At 47.7% G+C, this 16887-nt stretch carries 17 protein-coding genes; 8 read left to right on the top strand and 9 right to left on the bottom strand.

From position 1 onward, the window contains the following. Nucleotides 1-18: 18 nt before the first annotated feature. A complete protein-coding gene (locus KNQ08_RS04585; RefSeq protein WP_214804892.1) occupies nucleotides 19-459 on the bottom strand; it encodes a VOC family protein in 441 nt (146 codons plus the stop codon). Nucleotides 460-610: 151 nt separating this feature from the next. Between KNQ08_RS04585 and KNQ08_RS04580 the strand changes: the two genes are divergently transcribed. Further along, a complete protein-coding gene (locus KNQ08_RS04580; RefSeq protein ID WP_149427334.1) occupies nucleotides 611-1357 on the top strand; it encodes a bacteriorhodopsin in 747 nt (248 codons plus the stop codon). Nucleotides 1358-1607: 250 nt separating this feature from the next. On the opposite strand, the gene KNQ08_RS04575 is transcribed toward KNQ08_RS04580, so the two are convergent. Next, nucleotides 1608-2030, bottom strand: a complete 423-nt coding sequence (locus KNQ08_RS04575; protein ID WP_149427333.1) for a hypothetical protein — start codon at nucleotides 2028-2030, stop codon at nucleotides 1608-1610. A gap of 81 nt (nucleotides 2031-2111) precedes the next feature. Here KNQ08_RS04575 and KNQ08_RS04570 point away from each other — a divergent pair, with 81 nt between their 5' ends. Continuing rightward, nucleotides 2112-2615 carry a DNA topology modulation protein gene (locus KNQ08_RS04570; protein ID WP_149427332.1) on the top strand — a complete coding sequence of 168 codons (504 nt, stop codon included), beginning with the start codon at nucleotides 2112-2114 and terminating at the stop codon, nucleotides 2613-2615. A 140-nt stretch (nucleotides 2616-2755) separates the two neighbouring features. Here the strand turns inward: KNQ08_RS04570 and KNQ08_RS04565 are convergent, their stop codons facing one another. Continuing rightward, complete coding sequence (locus KNQ08_RS04565; RefSeq protein WP_149427331.1) at nucleotides 2756-4462, bottom strand: methyl-accepting chemotaxis protein; 1707 nt, start codon at nucleotides 4460-4462, stop codon at nucleotides 2756-2758. Between the two features lie 162 nt (nucleotides 4463-4624). On the opposite strand from KNQ08_RS04565, the gene KNQ08_RS04560 reads away from it, so the two are divergent. Next, on the top strand, nucleotides 4625-5677 hold the full coding sequence (locus KNQ08_RS04560; RefSeq protein ID WP_214723140.1) for a C45 family autoproteolytic acyltransferase/hydrolase: 1053 nt from the start codon (nucleotides 4625-4627) through the stop codon (nucleotides 5675-5677). Nucleotides 5678-5717: 40 nt separating this feature from the next. Here the strand turns inward: KNQ08_RS04560 and KNQ08_RS04555 are convergent, their stop codons facing one another. The 4 genes from KNQ08_RS04555 to KNQ08_RS16955 form a co-directional block, all read right to left on the bottom strand. Beyond that, nucleotides 5718-6194 (bottom strand): GNAT family N-acetyltransferase, encoded by a 477-nt coding sequence (locus tag KNQ08_RS04555; protein ID WP_064300945.1) that lies wholly within the window; start codon nucleotides 6192-6194, stop codon nucleotides 5718-5720. Continuing rightward, nucleotides 6176-6754 carry a GNAT family N-acetyltransferase gene (locus KNQ08_RS04550; RefSeq protein WP_214804890.1) on the bottom strand — a complete coding sequence of 193 codons (579 nt, stop codon included), beginning with the start codon at nucleotides 6752-6754 and terminating at the stop codon, nucleotides 6176-6178. The genes KNQ08_RS04555 and KNQ08_RS04550 overlap by 19 nt, the downstream gene beginning before the upstream one ends. Before the next feature lie 34 nt (nucleotides 6755-6788). Next, nucleotides 6789-7277 carry a GNAT family N-acetyltransferase gene (locus KNQ08_RS04545; protein WP_149427329.1) on the bottom strand — a complete coding sequence of 163 codons (489 nt, stop codon included), beginning with the start codon at nucleotides 7275-7277 and terminating at the stop codon, nucleotides 6789-6791. Nucleotides 7278-7386: 109 nt separating this feature from the next. Next, on the bottom strand, nucleotides 7387-8292 hold the full coding sequence (locus KNQ08_RS16955; protein WP_133208597.1) for a methyl-accepting chemotaxis protein: 906 nt from the start codon (nucleotides 8290-8292) through the stop codon (nucleotides 7387-7389). A 264-nt stretch (nucleotides 8293-8556) separates the two neighbouring features. On the opposite strand from KNQ08_RS16955, the gene KNQ08_RS04535 reads away from it, so the two are divergent. The 3 genes from KNQ08_RS04535 to KNQ08_RS04525 are packed head-to-tail and all read left to right on the top strand — an operon-like array spanning nucleotide 8557 to nucleotide 11095. After that, entirely contained in the window at nucleotides 8557-9540 is a 984-nt protein-coding gene (locus tag KNQ08_RS04535) for an ROK family protein (protein WP_214804888.1), read from the top strand. Beyond that, the gene (locus KNQ08_RS04530; RefSeq protein WP_214804886.1) at nucleotides 9537-10700 is read left to right on the top strand and encodes an MFS transporter; all 1164 of its coding nucleotides are present in this window, start codon (nucleotides 9537-9539) and stop codon (nucleotides 10698-10700) included. The genes KNQ08_RS04535 and KNQ08_RS04530 overlap by 4 nt, the downstream gene beginning before the upstream one ends. Before the next feature lie 17 nt (nucleotides 10701-10717). Beyond that, nucleotides 10718-11095 carry a VOC family protein gene (locus KNQ08_RS04525; RefSeq protein ID WP_214769983.1) on the top strand — a complete coding sequence of 126 codons (378 nt, stop codon included), beginning with the start codon at nucleotides 10718-10720 and terminating at the stop codon, nucleotides 11093-11095. Between the two features lie 513 nt (nucleotides 11096-11608). Here KNQ08_RS04525 and KNQ08_RS04520 read toward each other — a convergent pair. After that, the gene (locus tag KNQ08_RS04520; RefSeq protein ID WP_214804884.1) at nucleotides 11609-12220 is read right to left on the bottom strand and encodes a DUF3885 domain-containing protein; all 612 of its coding nucleotides are present in this window, start codon (nucleotides 12218-12220) and stop codon (nucleotides 11609-11611) included. A 119-nt stretch (nucleotides 12221-12339) separates the two neighbouring features. Between KNQ08_RS04520 and KNQ08_RS04515 the strand changes: the two genes are divergently transcribed. After that, complete coding sequence (locus KNQ08_RS04515; RefSeq protein ID WP_214804882.1) at nucleotides 12340-12807, top strand: GNAT family N-acetyltransferase; 468 nt, start codon at nucleotides 12340-12342, stop codon at nucleotides 12805-12807. 99 nt (nucleotides 12808-12906) lie between these two features. Here KNQ08_RS04515 and KNQ08_RS04510 read toward each other — a convergent pair whose 3' ends face one another. Continuing rightward, nucleotides 12907-13230 (bottom strand): DUF3784 domain-containing protein, encoded by a 324-nt coding sequence (locus KNQ08_RS04510; RefSeq protein WP_214804880.1) that lies wholly within the window; start codon nucleotides 13228-13230, stop codon nucleotides 12907-12909. A gap of 329 nt (nucleotides 13231-13559) precedes the next feature. Here KNQ08_RS04510 and KNQ08_RS04505 point away from each other — a divergent pair, with 329 nt between their 5' ends. Next, the gene (locus tag KNQ08_RS04505; RefSeq protein ID WP_214804878.1) at nucleotides 13560-16778 is read left to right on the top strand and encodes an ABC transporter permease; all 3219 of its coding nucleotides are present in this window, start codon (nucleotides 13560-13562) and stop codon (nucleotides 16776-16778) included. Nucleotides 16779-16887: the final 109 nt, after the last annotated feature.

The raw sequence follows: 16887 nt of genomic DNA, 5'->3' as shown, positions 1-16887 counted from the left end.
ATATACATCGGACCAGTCTTAGACAGGTCCGATTTTTTCTGCCAACTCAATAATCACGCCTTCTGGCCCTCTTACGTAACATAAGCGATACTCATTTTCGTAATTCGCGACGTCGCCAATCGACTGATATCCATTGTCCGCTAAACGTTCGACGAGCGCGGCGAGTTCTGTTACTTCAAAACAGAGATGACGCAATCCACTCGCATGGACGGATTGGATTACGGAAGCCGTGTCACGCGGGTGTTTGAACCGAACGAGTTCGAGCCATATCGGTTCACTTGGTAATCCGAGTGCAGCACACTCCGTCTCCGCTCCCTCTAGATTCAATAAACGATCGAGTAACTCTCCTTTCATCTCCCAACGTCCGCGTACTTCGAGACCACAAAGTGAAAAAAAGTAAATCGCTTCTTCTAGATTCAAGACGTTCAGGCTGATATGATCCGTTCGTTTAATCGACATACGTCACTCCTCCTCAAGTGTGTCAAAATGTTGTCAAACCGTTGACAGACTGCACATCAAGAGCGTTTCGACGTGGTGTCTGAAGTTTGTATCGTCAGTAAAATAAAAGTATGAAAGGTCGTGTCCACTTACGAAAAGGAGTCGAAACAACATGGAAGACGTTAACCTTCTCGTCCTTGCGACCCAGTACATGTTCTGGGTCGGATTCGTCGGAATGGCCGCCGGTACGCTCTATTTTCTCGTCGAACGAAATTCCCTTGCCCCGGAATACCGCTCAACCGCAACAGTCGCTGCTCTCGTCACGTTCGTCGCTGCGATTCATTACTATTTCATGAAGCAAGCTGTCGGGGAATCGGGTTTGTTGTCGGAGATCGATGGTTTTCCGACTGAAATCCGCTACATCGATTGGCTCGTGACGACGCCTCTCTTGCTGATCAAGTTTCCGCTGTTACTCGGTTTAAAAGGTGGGAAAGGGCGTTCCCTTCTGACGAAACTCGTCATCGCGGACATCATCATGATCATCGGTGGTTACATCGGAGAGTCGTCCATCAATCTAGCGGGTGGCTTCACGCAACTCGGTCTTTGGGCATACGTCGTCGGTTGTATCGCATGGTTTTATATCATTTATCTCTTGTTCACGAACGTCACGAAAGCCGCTGAAGATAAGCCTACCCCGATTCGTAAAGCCTTGCTGCAGATGCGCTTGTTCATCTTGATCGGATGGGCGATCTATCCGGTCGGTTACGCGGTCACCTTGTTTGCACCCGGCATCGAGATACAACTCGTCCGCGAATTGATCTATAACTTCGCTGACTTGATCAACAAGGTCGGATTTGGTCTGATTGCCTTCTTCGCCGTCAAGACGATGTCTGCTACGAAAAATTTGAAATCGACTTAATCAAAAGGGGCTGACTCAAAAGTCAGTCTCTACAAAGATAAGGGTGGCAGAATAATGATCTGCCTCCCTTATTTAGTAACAAAAAGAATGACACGTCACACGCCACTCCTACAGGAACAAGCGCATTTATGCGCTGTCAGAGACGAACAAGACCCGATTTCCTGCTTAAATGAAGCAGGAAAACTGGCTTGTGTCTCGCCTGAGGAAAGGGCGTAAAAAGACGCGTCATTCTTTTTTTGAGTCAGCCTCTTCATTTGAATTCATGCTGTAAATCCTGTGGAAATCCTCCGTTTTTAAAGGTGAAACTTGACAGCCTAATCCGGTTCCCATCCATATCTAGAAAATAAGTTACGTTAGGTTCATTTGCAAATTCGACTTCAATTGAAGCCGGATTCGCCGAAGACTCATACGAAAATTTTTGTGTTTTTGTAGTGTAGACTTCATCCGGGAATTGCCGTGCTAATTCTATCTTAAGCAATTTCTCATCCTCAGCAATCTGTTGATTGACGAGCGTCGGTCGGATGTACCAAAATGAACTACACCCGATTGCCACCAAACCAAGCAAAATCAAGCCATACCGCTTCCAACGCTGCGGCAGGAATATCACGCCGCAACCGATTACGAGTAGTGTAAAAACGATCGTCATCCCTTCGATTATGAAATTTGGTACCATCTCATTCACTCCTTTCGTTCTATCCTCGACTAGAAAACCGTGGTATGATCAATTTCTATGACAAAAAATAGGAGGTCTACGATGCGAAAGATCATTTTGATTGGTTCTGGTGGATCCGGTAAATCGACGCTTGCCCGCGAGATGGGCAAAAAACTCAGCTATCCTGTTGATCACCTCGACAGTTTATTATGGCGTCCGAACTGGGAGACAGTTTCGCGTGAGGAACAACGCCAGATTCAACAAACACTTATATCGCGCGACACGTGGATCATCGACGGTAATTACGGTGGAACGCTTGATTTACGAATTGATGCCGCCGATACGATCATCTTCCTTGACCTACCACGGACACTCTGTCTGTACCGGGCATTGAAAAGGACATGGCGCTATCGCAAGACCGGTCGACCGGATATGGCGGCAGGCTGTCCCGAGAAACTATCGTTCGATTTTCTGAAATGGATTTGGCGTTTCCCGATCGATAAGCGACCGAGTATTCTTTCAACGCTTACAGCGACGTCCGATAAACAAGTCATCCATCTGACGTCCCGTCGTGCTGTCAAACAATTTCTTCAATCACTTTCATAACATCTATCTGCTGCTTTGTATCACTCTTACTTAACCTGTACATACGACGCCACACGCTTACTCCCCTGCTTGTTTTCCATTCATTACCACAAATAAAAAAACGACCATGATGAATTACCTCATGGTCGTCGTTCAATATCTTACACGGTGAATCTGCCTGTGACTTGTTTTAAATCATCCGCCATCGTCGCGAGTGACTGCGACGCGGATGAGATTTCTTCCATCGATGCCATCTGCTCCTCCGTCGAAGCGGAGATGTTTTGTGTTCCGGCAGCAGTCCCTTCCGTCACTGCTTGAATCGTTCGCATGACGGAGGCAATCTGCTCGCTCGCTGCCGCCATTTCCTGAACAGCGCCGGACACTTCTTCGACGTGCCCTGTCACGTCGGTGATCGCTGTCTCGATTTCTGAGAATGAGGCACCGGCTTGATCGGCGACGGCAATCCCACTCGTCATCTCGGTTGAAACCTTCTCCATCGAAGCGACCGATGCTTCCGTCTCTTGTTGAATGACCCGAATCAACGACTCGATTTGTTTTGCCGAGACCGCCGACTGCTCCGCGAGCGTCTTGACTTCCGCTGCGACGACAGCGAATCCGCGCCCTTGTTCACCGGCGCGTGCTGCCTCGATTGCTGCGTTTAATGCGAGCAAGTTCGTCTGTGCCGCGACACCTTTGATGGAATCCGTGATTTGTCCGATTTCCTGCGATCGGTTACCAAGACCGTCAATGACGTGGCTCAGTCGAGAAACATCTTCTTGAATCCGTCCCATTTGGGTACCGAGTGTTCCGACGACTTGACCACCGAGAGCGACTTTTTCCATCGCATCCGCTGTGCGGTCCGTCATTTGTTGGGCATTACCGGCGACGTAACGGACCGAGGTCGTCAATTCTTCGATCGTCCGTGAGGCATCCGATACTTGATGCAATTGTTGACTAGCACCGCTTGCCATCTCTTCCATCGTCACAGCGACCATTTCCGTTGCTTTCGTCGTCGATTCCGCGTTGACGCTCAACTCGTCCGATGCGACAGCGACACGGTCAGCCGTACCGGTTAGTTCAAGCACGACTTGTTGCTGTGATGCAATCATTTCATTGAAGGACGTCGTCAACTGTCCAAGCTCGTCTTTTGAGTCGTATGTTCCACGGACGGTCAAGTCCCCGTTCCCTGATTGATCCATCCACCCCTGCAATTGACGAATCGGACGCGTGATGAGACGTGTAATGTACATTGCAAGTCCTGCAAACAAGAGGACCGCGAGTAAAAAGATGCCGAGCATTAAGTAAAAGGCCGTTTGTTTTTCTGCTTGATTCTGAGCGTCTAACGTCTTCGCTTGTTTTGTCATCGAAGCCATCAACGACTTCGCAGAATCCGCGACGTTATCCCGAACTTGTTCCAGACCTTGCGTGTATGCCGTATAGGCTTCTTCGGTTTCGTTGCGCGTCGCCGCATCCTGGACGATTGTCATCGAATTATCATAGGCTAGGACGTTATCCTTTAATTCTTCAAGCTGTTTCTTCTCTCTAGCATCGAATTGCCCTGTTTTTTCGACCTTCGTGACCGACGAACGAATCTGCGCCTGACGCGTATCGATCTCAGCTTGCAGTTCCGTGACCCGCGTATCGTCCTTCGTTAACATCATCTCGACTAAAAACGAATCGAGCGCGCGTGTATCGATCCGGATTTGAGCCACTTCCTGGATCGGTATTAAGTTTTTCTGATACATCGCTCGGGAAGCATTCGACATCTGATTTAAGAAATAAAGTCCTGCTCCCGCAATCAAAAGCATCGCAACGACGGCTGTTGCGATCAAAGCTTGTATCTTCCGTCTGACTGACATGTGTTTCATTCCATCCCCTCCCGTTTTTGTTATCGGTATAAGAATGAAAAAGTTGACTATTTTTTCAATATTCCCATACTTTAGATGTGCTTCAGTAAAGACTTGCCATACGACATTCTCCCTCGCGTTCGATATAATCAGCATACAGCAGTTGAAGAAAGGATGAATCGTATGCAACGTGTAGCCAATGAGATCACACAATTCCGCGGCAGTCATTATGAGTTCGGTCGCGAACAAGGGCGTTACGTCAAACGAAACCAGTTGCTCCATAACCGGGAGGACAACTGGAAGATCCGTGTTCCGCGCTTTCAAGTCGATCCGGTCGAGACGAAGGAGATGTTTCTCCGCTACGCCCCGCATATTTGGGACGAGTTACTCGGACTTCAGGACGAACTTGAACTATCATTGCCAGATACGTTACTGCATTTCGGGCATTACCGGGTTGAAGGACCGAAAAGCGGTTGTTCGATCATGACAGGTGATAATTTCCTCGTACGCAACTATGATTACCATCCGATGACATATGATGGTCGATTTTCCGTCTTTCAACCGAATGATGGCGGATCAGCAATCATAGGTCCGGCATCACGGGTAACAGGTCGGATGGACGGGATGAATGAACATGGGCTTGCAATGGGCTATAACTTCATCAATCGTCGTCGTCCGGGCGATGGGTTCGTCAGTTTCATGATCGGGCGGATCATCCTCGAGATGTGCACGTCGGTCGACGACGCGATCTCACTCGTCAAGGAGATTCCGCATCGCGGATCGTTCACGTATGTCGTCCACGATAAATCGGCGCGTTCGTTCGTCATCGAGGCGACGGCGCGGGATGTGCAAGTGCGCGAGACAAACATGTGCACGAACCACTTCGATTTGCTACAGCACGAAAACCGCTATCACCTCGATGACTCGAAACGTCGAATGATGGAGTTAAAGACGCATCAACACATGATTCAAGATGCGGAGTCCGCTTTTCGACTACTCAACGATACCGATAAAGGTGTCTTCGCTGATTTATATGCGCAGTGGGCGGGAACGATCCATACGTCTGCCTACTTCCCGGAAGAGTTGAAGGTCTGGTTCGCGCTTGGTGGTGATCAGGAACCGGTCACGTTCGACTTTGCCGACTGGCTCGCTGGCAATGACTTCACAGCAAGCGAGATCACAGGAGAACTGGAGACGAACATCCAGTTCGCGAATACCTTACAAACATGGCGTTAAACAAAAAGGATTCCTCCTGCTTGCGCAAGAGGAATCTTTTTTAATGGCTGTCATCGAGACGTTTCGACATATAATAATCCGTTTTTTCATACCCAAGCGAGTCATAGACATGAATCGCCCGTTCGTTATGCGCGAAGACATGTAAGGAAATTTTCTTGACGTTCATCCGTTTTAATATCACTTCTAGTGATCGGAGCGCTTTCTTGCCGTAGCCTTGGTTCTGCTTGTCGGACGTAATCTTGACGTCGAAGATGAAGGCGGAACGTCCGCGTGATTCTTCCGTCACATGGACCCAAACCATCCCGATGTCGCTATCTGTCTCATCACGAAACGTAAACAAATAATGATCCTTCGTTTTCAGACCTTCTGGCAACAGCGCCGCGAACTCTTCAGTCGCCTTCTCAAGCGACTCGTTCTCTGACCACGTACCAGCGCGACACTTATCTGCCGCATACTCCTCAATTGCGACCGGTAAGTAAGCGTCATACGTCGCTTGATTCATTGGCTCGATGCGCATGCTGCCACCTCCTGTGTTTTCGTCCAGTCCCGTCGTAACATCGCATAGACCTGGATGTCGTGATAAGTCCCGTACAATTTCTCAGCGTCCCGTAAGACGCCTTCTTCCGTGAAACCGAGTCGTTCCGGGATTCGTCTGCTTCGGACGTTTCCGGTCGCACACTCGATGACGACACGGTTTAAGCCGAGCGTCTCGAAACAATAGTTCGTGATGAACCGGACGACGTCCGTCATGACGCCTTTTCGAAGTCCCTTTTCTCCTAAATAATAGCCGAGCGACGTTTGCCCGAGATGCCGATTAATCTCATGCAAACCGATCGTTCCAACGAGCTCGTCCTCAAGATAAATGCCACTTGTAAAGCCGTTGCCATCGGCGAATTGTTGCAGCCATGCTGGAATGACGATCTCCTGATATGTACTTGTCTCTGTTGCACCATCGACCCAACCGAGCCATTCGCGGAGATGTGCGCGATTGGCATCGACGAGGGCGAATAATCCTTCCGCATGGTGCCGTTCAAACAATTGAAGCGATACGTGATCGGATACTTGTAATCTGAACATGACCTCTCTCCTTTCTAGTACCTGTTGTTTGACATCACGTCGACGTTTCCCTGCTTGACGTCACGTTCCATTCCATTCGTCTCGAGCGGACAGCCATTCCAAGTGCCTCGTAAAAGGCGATCGCTTCTTGATTGGCGTCATCGACGCCGAGTTCGATTTTGTCACAGCCGATCGTTTCCGCATGTGCGTAAGCGGCTTGCATCAATCGTTTCCCGACGCCTTGTTTTTGATGCGTATCCGCAACGACGAGGCTGATGATGCGTAAGTAATGCTTATCGAAGACGAAGCCGCTCCCTTCGACGATGTCTTCCTTTAGGACGATCACACCGGCAAGCCCGTCTTGTTCCGCAACGAGTAATGCAAAATCCGGATTCTCGAGTTGCGACAGAAATAAGTCTTCCGGAACCGGCATCTCGTGCGGACGGTAATGATCGGGTCGTAAGGCGACGTGTTGATCGTGGATTTGCTGGAACAATGGAATCAATGCCTGAAAATCGTCAGGTCGAGCAGTGCGGATATTCATCAGAAGTTCGCTCCCTTTCCGTTTTGTAGTATATTAACATATTATTCCAAAGTATAGGGGTACTTTTTATACAAAAAGGCACTCCGTTTACCGGAATACCGTCTCTCACTTAAATTGCTTTTGTAAAGTCTCGCGCTGTCTCCGTTAACGTCGATGCCGCACTTTGAACGTCATGGAAGCGATCGACCGTTTCTGCGACGACCGTGACGCTTGCTTGTGCATCCGACGTTGCTTGCGTCATCGCACGGGCAATCCGCTGCAGTTCATCATTCATTCGCTGCGTCGTTTGCCGGACATCGACGACGGCTTGTTCGACGAGCTTTGAGAGATTTCGGACTTCCGTCGCGACGACATTGAATCCTTTGCCGTGTTCTCCGGCTCGCGCTGCCTCGATCGATGCATTCAGTGACAATAGATTCGTCTGTGACGCAATTGTTTTGATCGTCTCAGTCACTTGAGCGATGTCCTGTGCCTGGCGTTGCAGCCGTTCAATCGTCTGATGGTTATCACGGGTCGTCTCGGCCATCTGTTCGATCGTTCGCCGTAACGCTTCGCTTTCCTGCTCGCCATGCGTCGATCGTGTATTCAAATCACTAGCAATCGTGTCAAACGAAGTCGCGAACTTTTGAATCGTCTGCTGACGATCCGTAATATCGGAAGCAATCTTCAAGACACCGGTCACTTCCGTTCCATCGTAAATCGGCATATAGGTTGCTTCTAGCCAAATCGACTGACCATGCGCATCGATGCGTTCAATTTTATCTGCCGTACTGAAGCCACTAAACAGCTTCTGCCAAAATGCTTGGTAACTGTCACTCATTGCAAACTCCGTCGTGCAGAAGAGATGATGCTGCATCCCGATCATCTCTTCTCGTTTATATTTCATCGTCTTTGCGAATAAACCATTGACGTCGACGACACGACGTTGCCGGTCGAATCGAATCATCGCGACATTATCTCGCAGGGAGGCTAAAATATCTTGGGATCCTAGGTCGGTTGAAAGTTGGGTGGTCATGATTACAAGCTCCTCTCGCCATCTACCTCCTGTTACAGGCTATCCAAGATATTACAAATCGGAATAGTATGAATTAAAGATATATGACTAAAATTTTTTATCTTCTTTTTATATATCCAGACAACGATAGGATGAAACGTTATTTCTCTAAATATTCTTATCCTACACCTCTTTTTTAAACTTGTCTTTTTCTTCCGACCTGCTATACTCAAATCAAAACTTATTAAACTTTTTTAATAAGTGATTTAGATTGGAGGTCTTTGTTTGACTGAACTCATTTCACTTACACGTCATGCTTTTTTAGTCGACCACCTGGATACGATCCCTGCGATTCGTCACGTTTTGGATGTCAGTTTTCCGACTGCGAGCAAACAAATCGATCAGATGATCGCTGCTCGGGAAATTGAAGAGACACCACTTGAATTGGTTCGCGGAGGGCGTCCGGCAAAACGGTATCGCTATCGCGCGGATCGCTTCCACGGACTCGCTCTATATCTTGAACGCACGTATCTGCAGTATCGCATCCACGACGTCGGTGGACATCTAATCGCAACGGATCGCCTGAACTTCGATTCGTCGGATCATGTATCTGTTTTATTGAAAACGCTGACAACATTACTCGACGATCATCCGTATATTCAAACGCTTGCGATTGGTGTCGCTGGTGCCGTTGATACAACCGGCACGATCCTATTCGCCCCAGATTATCCGACGCTTGACGGTCGCCCCTTGCAACAAGAACTGACGGAACGGTTCGGGCGACCCGTCATCGTCGAAAATGACATGAATGCGGCGGTCCGGGCGCAAGCTTCTGATAACAATACGACCGTCTATATCTATCTCGGAACGAACGGACCGGGAGCCGGTCTCGCCGTTTCAGGTCGTGTCGTCCGAGGAGCGCATCACTTCGCTGGAGAGATCTCGTTCATTCCGTTTGACGAGAAACGAAATGTCGGTCAAGTTCTTGCGACAAGCTCGCCTCACTCTGATGACTGGTATGAGGCGTTAAGTCGGATCATCCTCTCGTTTAGCGTCACCTTGAACCCAGATGTCATCTTGTTTACAGCGTCAGATGTCTCGGATGACGGATTAGCACGGTTGACGGATCGATGCGCCAAGCGCTTTCCGCTCGACAAATTACCTCGGTTGCGGCAAGGCGACTGGGAAACCGATTATTTGGATGGTTTGATGCAACTGAGCATCCAATCATTCATTGAACAAATTCCGTTAGGAGGACTCACCCGATGACCCGTCTACTATTACCTTTAATTTATCTCGCTTTCATCAGTCTTGGTCTTCCGGACGCGTTACTCGGTACAGCGTGGCCCGTGATGCGGCTCGATCTCGACGCACCGCTCGACATGGCGGGATGGCTCTTCATGACGATTGCTGCCGGAACGATCGTCTCGAGTCTGTTTAGCGGTCGTTTGATCGAACGTTATTCAACAGGTCCAATCACGGCAGTTTCTGCCGGTTTGACGGCACTGGCGTTGATTGGTTTTTACGTTGCTCCGTCCTTGATTTGGCTCTTCGTTCTTGCGATCCCGCTCGGACTGGGTGCTGGAGTCGTTGACGCGGCGCTTAATCATTTCGTCGCCACCCATTATCAAGCGCATCACATGAACTGGCTCCATTGCTTCTGGGGCATCGGTGCGACGGCTGGTCCGCTCATCATGGCTGGCGTATTGCTCGATTCCGGCTGGCGTTTTGGTTACCTCGTCGTCGGTGCATTGCAACTCGTTTTGATGATCATCTTGATCGTCAGCTTACCGCTCTGGAAACAGGCTCCGAAACACGTGTCTGAACAGGTTCAGACCGTAAATACGTCGTCCGGAAAACCACGCGGATTGATTGCCGCACTCGCAGCGTTCTGTTTTTATTGTGGAGCCGAGGCGGTCGTCGGGCTGTGGGGCAGTAGTTATCTTGTCCAAGTCCGTTCCTTTTCCGTGACGTCAGCAGCGACGTGGATTTCCGTCTACTACGGAAGCATCACCGCGGGGCGTTTCATAAGTGGTTTTCTGTCGCTGCGCTGGTCGAATCGTCGTTTGATTCGTGTCGGTCAATGGACGGCATTCGTCGGAGCTACCTGTTTCATCCTCGCACCCGCTGCCTGGATGCCGCTTGGTTTCGTACTTGTCGGGCTTGGTCTCGCACCGATTTATCCGGCAATGCTCCATGAGACGCCGGTTCGCTTCGGGGAGGCTGCGGCGCAACGGCTGATGGGGGTACAAATGGCATTCGCCTATACCGGTAGTACCTTCATGCCGCCATTGTTCGGCTGGCTGGCGACGTCCTATTCCTTATCGTTGTTCCATTGGTTTACGATCAGTCTCATCTTCTTGATGCTGGTCGCTACGGAAGGGTTGAACCGGATGTTGTTCAGACAGCGATTGGCAAAAGCGTCTTGAAAAAAGGAGGAATGGAGATGAAGATTGAACATATCGCCCTCTGGGTGGCAGACCTTGACGGGATGCGTCAATTCTACGAAACACATTTTGATGCTACGGCAGGCGATCGGTATCATAATCCGACGAAAGGGTTCACATCGTATTTCCTGACGTTCTCGAGTGGTGCGCGCCTTGAGTTGATGCAACGGACGGATATCACGGAACGGACGATGAATGCGCTCGGGTATGCCCACTTCGCCTTTTCGCTCGGCAGCAAACAAGCGGTCGACGACTGGACGGCTCGGTTACAGGACGCAGGTGTACAACATCTTGACGGTCCCCGGACGACGGGTGACGGGTATTATGAAAGTACGATCACGGACCCGGAAGGTAATGTGATCGAGTTGACGATCTAATGATGAAACGAAACAATCCCTCATTCTGATTAGAGTGAGGGATTGTTTGTTGCTCGATGACTGCTCAATGGTTTCCTGCTTGTTGGTATGTTTCGTGACGAGCTGGTGTATGACACGCGTTCATTCAGGATATCTTTAGACGACTTATTTAAAAAACTCTTTCACTGTAAACATTTGTAATGATACGCTTAAAAAACCAAATTATGACTATGTGTATTCATTTTACGAGGAGGTAGTTTATGCGAAGGCATTTGGGATGGATCTCAATCGGCATCGTGGTTTTCACTTTCCTTACTGTTAAGCTCTTACCGTTCAATGGTTTTTGGGGTACGAACTATATGTTAGCTGGACTATTAATTGCGCTAGTGTGCGCCATCATAAGTCTAAAAAACACGGGGAAAATCCTTGCATTAACATTGCTCACTTCTCTATTGGTTTTTTTTATTTTTTCAGTGATCGGCTTCTTAGCACTAGCTTGAGCGTTTCGCGAACCGATGAAAAGACGGTTGATGATCAATTAATATCATTACGATATTTCTTCTTAAACACGTCATAAGTTGCTGAATCACCGAACAGAAGGAAACAACCGCGATCATCATAGATATTCATGACGATATTTCGATCTACGTTCACGAAAAAGACTTCCGGATAGTATGTATACGTTTGACGAAATCTTGGCTGCAGCGTCGGGAAATCCTGATGGCAAATCGCTTTGATTACACGCTTATAATCCAACGCGTTTTTGTTCGGTAATAACACGGCATATTCGGATACCCGCTCTTCTTCATCCATCATTTTCTCTACGAACTTTATGTTGTATTTATCTTCTTTACGTCTTAAGTGACGGAACACTTTCGTCGCTGACTTTTGATACTTACCGCGCTCACTTCTCACATGCACGACGAAAAAAAGGGGGTCCACTTCTCGGAATAGATCCTTAAACAGTTCGTTCGATTTTTCGTATGCCTGTTTGAAGTATTCCTCATTGATTTCATCTGAATTTTTCTTTAACTGATAAAGATTTTTCACTAAGTCTACGTGAATTACTAAATCCTTCTCGACAAAGGAACGATCAAATAAGTTCACATTCCCAAAATGTTGTTGTAAGTATTGTTCTAAGTTCATTCCAAAGCTCCTTTATTCTGATGAGGACAGATGTACTGTTTTAAATAACAACAATCGTATGTTGCAGGACGAATCGATTTAATGATCGATACAATAAGTGTAGAAAGGAGGATAAGAAGATGATCATTGATACATTATCGAATCATCCTGAACAATTAGAAGTGGTTTCCACAATGATTCATACCGAATTCGTTCAAAAGAAAAAAGGGACGCCACCTTATGAAAAAGTAAAAGCATTTTTAGACAAAAAACCAAGTGAACCTTACCCTGTGACGTTCGTTGCCTTAGATGATGTCACTTGTATCGGAACCGTTTCCCTCTTTGAAAATGACTTGAATGAACGACCAGCCTATACGCCTTGGCTCGCTTCTTTATTCGTTGAAAAAGTCTATCGGAATCAAGGGATCGCGCAGCAACTCATCAATCAATTAATCCTCTATGCCAAATCACGACAGATCACAACAATCTATTTAAAAACAGAAAACGCTTCTGCGTATTATAAAAAATTAGGATGGATATTGGTCGAAACGATCGAGACGACAGAGTTACCCATACATATTTTTTCATATACGATTGATGAGGGTTGATATCTTCATATGAACGACGAAAGTCATTTCGATGTTAATCGTCTTAAAGGATTTCTCATTATGGTTTAAATGATGGAGGTCTTGCTGACGTGAACAAAATTATCTCTTTTTCTTAAATCGGTCACTCGTGTTCGAATAGACGACTGCGATTACAATAAGAAAGAATAGTAGCATGACGCCCAAAGTAAAAAAAGAATGATATCCAAACAGCTCGCTCCCAGCGATCAACAGGATGCTAAAACAAATGCCGTACATGATCTTACCCATGAATTGACATAAGGCGACTTCGTCATAATCTTGTTTCTTACTTTCAGACAACGTATTATATCCTGCAAGCAGTGATGCACCTTTTCCTCTCGATAGAACGATAGCAAACACCAGCAGAGGAACAAGGATTACAAAATAAACAATGGATTCGCTCATGACCATCCGCTCCTTTCTCTCGTTTTAATATATGACGCGTGTCAATTCATTAACGTTTTTACATTCCTTCAAGTTTCATAATATTTAGTTGTATGATCAACCCATTTTTCTGATTTTTCTGTTTTTTATAGCTCACTTTCTCAATCTTCAATTATAATTAGGTGATGATTGGATTTTTTAACTTACATATGGAATAAAAAACGTTCTTTCAAAGGAGGATTCATCCATGACTGAATCGGTACACATCCATAGCTACACGACACCTCAATTGATGGTTAATGCAAGGTCCATCATAAGACAGTACATCTTACTCCAGAAGGGGTTTGCCGATGCTTAAGTTCATCTGGAATTCCTGGTGGCGCAACAAAGAGCGTTTCATCCTGCTACTTGTCGGCGTTCTGATCGTCAGTACTGGACTGAGCTATTTGATCGGAACGACGCAAGCCAATAACGGGACCGTCGTCGACGAACTGCAAAAGCGTTGGGGTTCTTCTTACGACATCGTCGTTCGACCAGAAGGCAGCCGCAGTGTGACGGAAGACTTGAAGTTACTCGAGCCAAACTACATGAGTGGTCTCGATGGTGGGATCACTCGCAAGCAGTACGACACGATCAAGCAGATTGCTGACGTCGAGGTTGCTGCCCCCATCGCGATGATTGGGTATAACCAAACACTTTCGAGTATCGGTACGCATACGATCGATCAAGAAGGGATTTATAAACTGACGATCAAAGACACGCAAGATACCGGGTTACAGAACGAATCCTCGAGTGGGGTCACCTTCTTAGCTGCGGGATGGGAACCTACAGAAAATGCAGTAAAATCAGGCGTGTCCCCCCTTCCACTTGGAAAGCAGCCTCTTTTTGAGTATGGGAGTCAAGTCATGATTGCAGGGGTTGATCCTGAGGCGGAAGCCGCACTCGTCGGCTTGGATAAAGCGACGACCGAAGGAACCTATAGTAACTATTTTTCAAAAGATGATCAAGTCACCTCGTTTGGTGAAGACGGTGTCCAAATTCCGATCCTGTTGAACAATCGTGAATACGTGGACGCGTCGCGCATCTACACGTACGAAAAAGTAGAGCTTCCGTCGAAAGAGACATCCATTAACGATCTGGTACAACAGGTCGAACAAAAAGGCGGAAAAAAATACTTAGACTCCTTACCGACAAGTGGTGCGAAACGTTATACGATCACGACACAAGATGTCCAGAAAAAGCTCGTCAATGATATTTTGAAACATACGTTACCGACCGCTGAAGAGACGAACAGTAATTCCTTTACGTGGATTGCCTTAAAACCGTCTCCGATCGACTACCGCTCAATCAAAAGTCCGTACGCATCACGTTGGCCGTTCACCTACCAAGTCCAACCGAAACAAGTCGAGCAAGATTCCTTACTCGCTAAGCGCAGCATGTACCGGGAAGCGCGGATGTTCGGAAAAGAAAGCACGGACTGGCCAAAGGTCAACTTGAACTACATCGGGGTCTTTGATCCGAAAAAATTGAACATCTCGAAAGATCCGCTGACGGAACTGCCAATGGAAACATACTTCCCGTCAAAAGCCCAGTGGGTGATGGACAAGAATGAACGTCCGGTCAATCCGGTTCGAGACGTTAAACCGACGAATGATCCGTACGATTTCCTGACGAAACCACCGTCGATGCTGACGACGCTCGATGCTGCGTTTAAAATTCGTGGTGCCAACGCGATCTCTGCCATCCGCGTCAACGTCAAAGGTGTCGAGACGATGAATGCCACTAGCGAGAAAAAGCTCCAACAGGTGGCGACAGAAATCGAACAGAAGACAGGTCTAATCACGGACGTGACCCTCGGCTCTTCACCGCAGCTCGCCTTAACCTATTTACCGGGACTAAAAGACGAATCAGCACTCGGGTGGGTTCAACAACCGTGGATTAAGCTCGGCTCGTCGATTGCGATCTTTCAGGAAGCAAAAGTCGGGATGAGTGGCATCATCGCAAGTGTCATCGCTGTCGCCCTCGTCTATGTCTTCAGCTCGAACATCATTTTGCTGTATGCACGAAAGAAAGAATTCGCGATTTTACTATCACTCGGTTGGCGTCCGCGCCAGCTGTCAAAACTACTGTTCCTCGAAGCCACGCTGCTCGGGACACTCGTCGTCTTGATTGCCTGGACGATTCTCGGTTCGTTCTGGGTCACGACGGACAACCCGATTGCAATCGGTCGAATTTTATTGATTGGTCTTGCTGGTTTACTTATTTACTGGGGTGGAACGCTCGTGCCGATGACGCTCATCCGTCGGATCAAACCGTACGAAAGCATGCGTTTCGGTGAAGTCTCAAAAGGTCGCCGTTTCGTCCGCGCGCGTAGCGTGCTTGGGATGAGCATCAACCAGCTCGTCACCTACTGGCAACGGACATTACTCTCCGTCGTCGCGATTGCCTTACCGACGAGTTTGTTCATATTCTTCTTGTTTATCACGTTCCGACTGAAAGGTGTTTTGTATGCAACGTGGCTCGGCGAATATGTCGCACTCGAAGTCGGGACGATGCACTACGTCGCGATGGGTGTCGCTCTACTGATTGCCATCCTGACGACGACCGAAATAATGTGGCAAAACGTCAATGAACGCAAGAGTCAGCTTGCTGTCCTTAAAGCAACAGGCTGGCAAGACGGTCAAGTTCGTTTACTCGTACTAAGTGAAGGCATGATGACAGGACTCTGCGCTGGTGTGATCGGTCTTTTGACAGCACTTGGAATGATTGGCTTCGTTTACGGACAATTTCCGGTCCAAGAGCTTGGTTTCCTCAGCATCATGCTCTTGATTCCAGTGATCACGGGTCTGTTAGGTGCCTTGCTCCCTGCCGAGCGTGCCGTCCGGATTACACCGAATGCTGCACTTGGCAGTATCGTCGAAAATACGCAAGCGACAGAACGGCGTTTCAAATGGGCACTCGGATCCATCGCCGCTTCCTTGTGTATCGGAGTGGCAAGCTTGTTCTTGTTCGCCTCAACGGAATCCTCAACGACTACAACACAGAGTGCTCCTCAGCAACAGACGAGCGGACAAAAATTAAAGGATTTGACCACTGATCCAAAAACATCTGCTGACAAGAAAACAGGTGATCAAACAGCACTAAAAAAACTGATGAAGAAAGGAGTCATCCAAACGTATCCGGGCGATCCGGAAGCAACTTCTGAACTGTTCTATGCTAAATCACTCATTCCAACACCGAAAGAACTCGATTTAAAGGAAAAGAGCGGTTATCGGTATGTTACGGTTCCTGTTGTCATGTACGATCCCGATAATAGAGTAAAAGGCGCTTATGCTATTTACCGACCTGGCACCTTTACATTGACGTCGCTCGACGGAAAAGAATATGAAACCGTTGATTACGTCAATCATAATAAGAAAGCATTCAGAAACAGTTATCAGTATCTCCCACCATATAAGTCAACCGTTGATTTAGTCTATCAAGTTCCTGATGACCAGAAGGTATTCGTTCTCTTTGCGGCGGATGATGCGTTTCCAAAGGATACGACAGTGAAGATTGAACTCGATTAATATGCCGCAATATGAATCTAACCCGGAACACGTAAATGAGAGTCGCCTCGGTTTCATCATCGAAACCGAGGCGACTCTCATTTTTCACTAAAAAACGCTATGTATCGTT

Source organism: Exiguobacterium sp. s46, assembly GCF_018618875.1.
GTDB classification, from domain to species: Bacteria; Bacillota; Bacilli; order Exiguobacteriales; family Exiguobacteriaceae; genus Exiguobacterium_A; species Exiguobacterium_A abrahamii.
The sequence above is the reverse complement of the archived record's forward strand: the minus strand, read 5'-3'. Positions and strand labels throughout refer to the sequence as shown.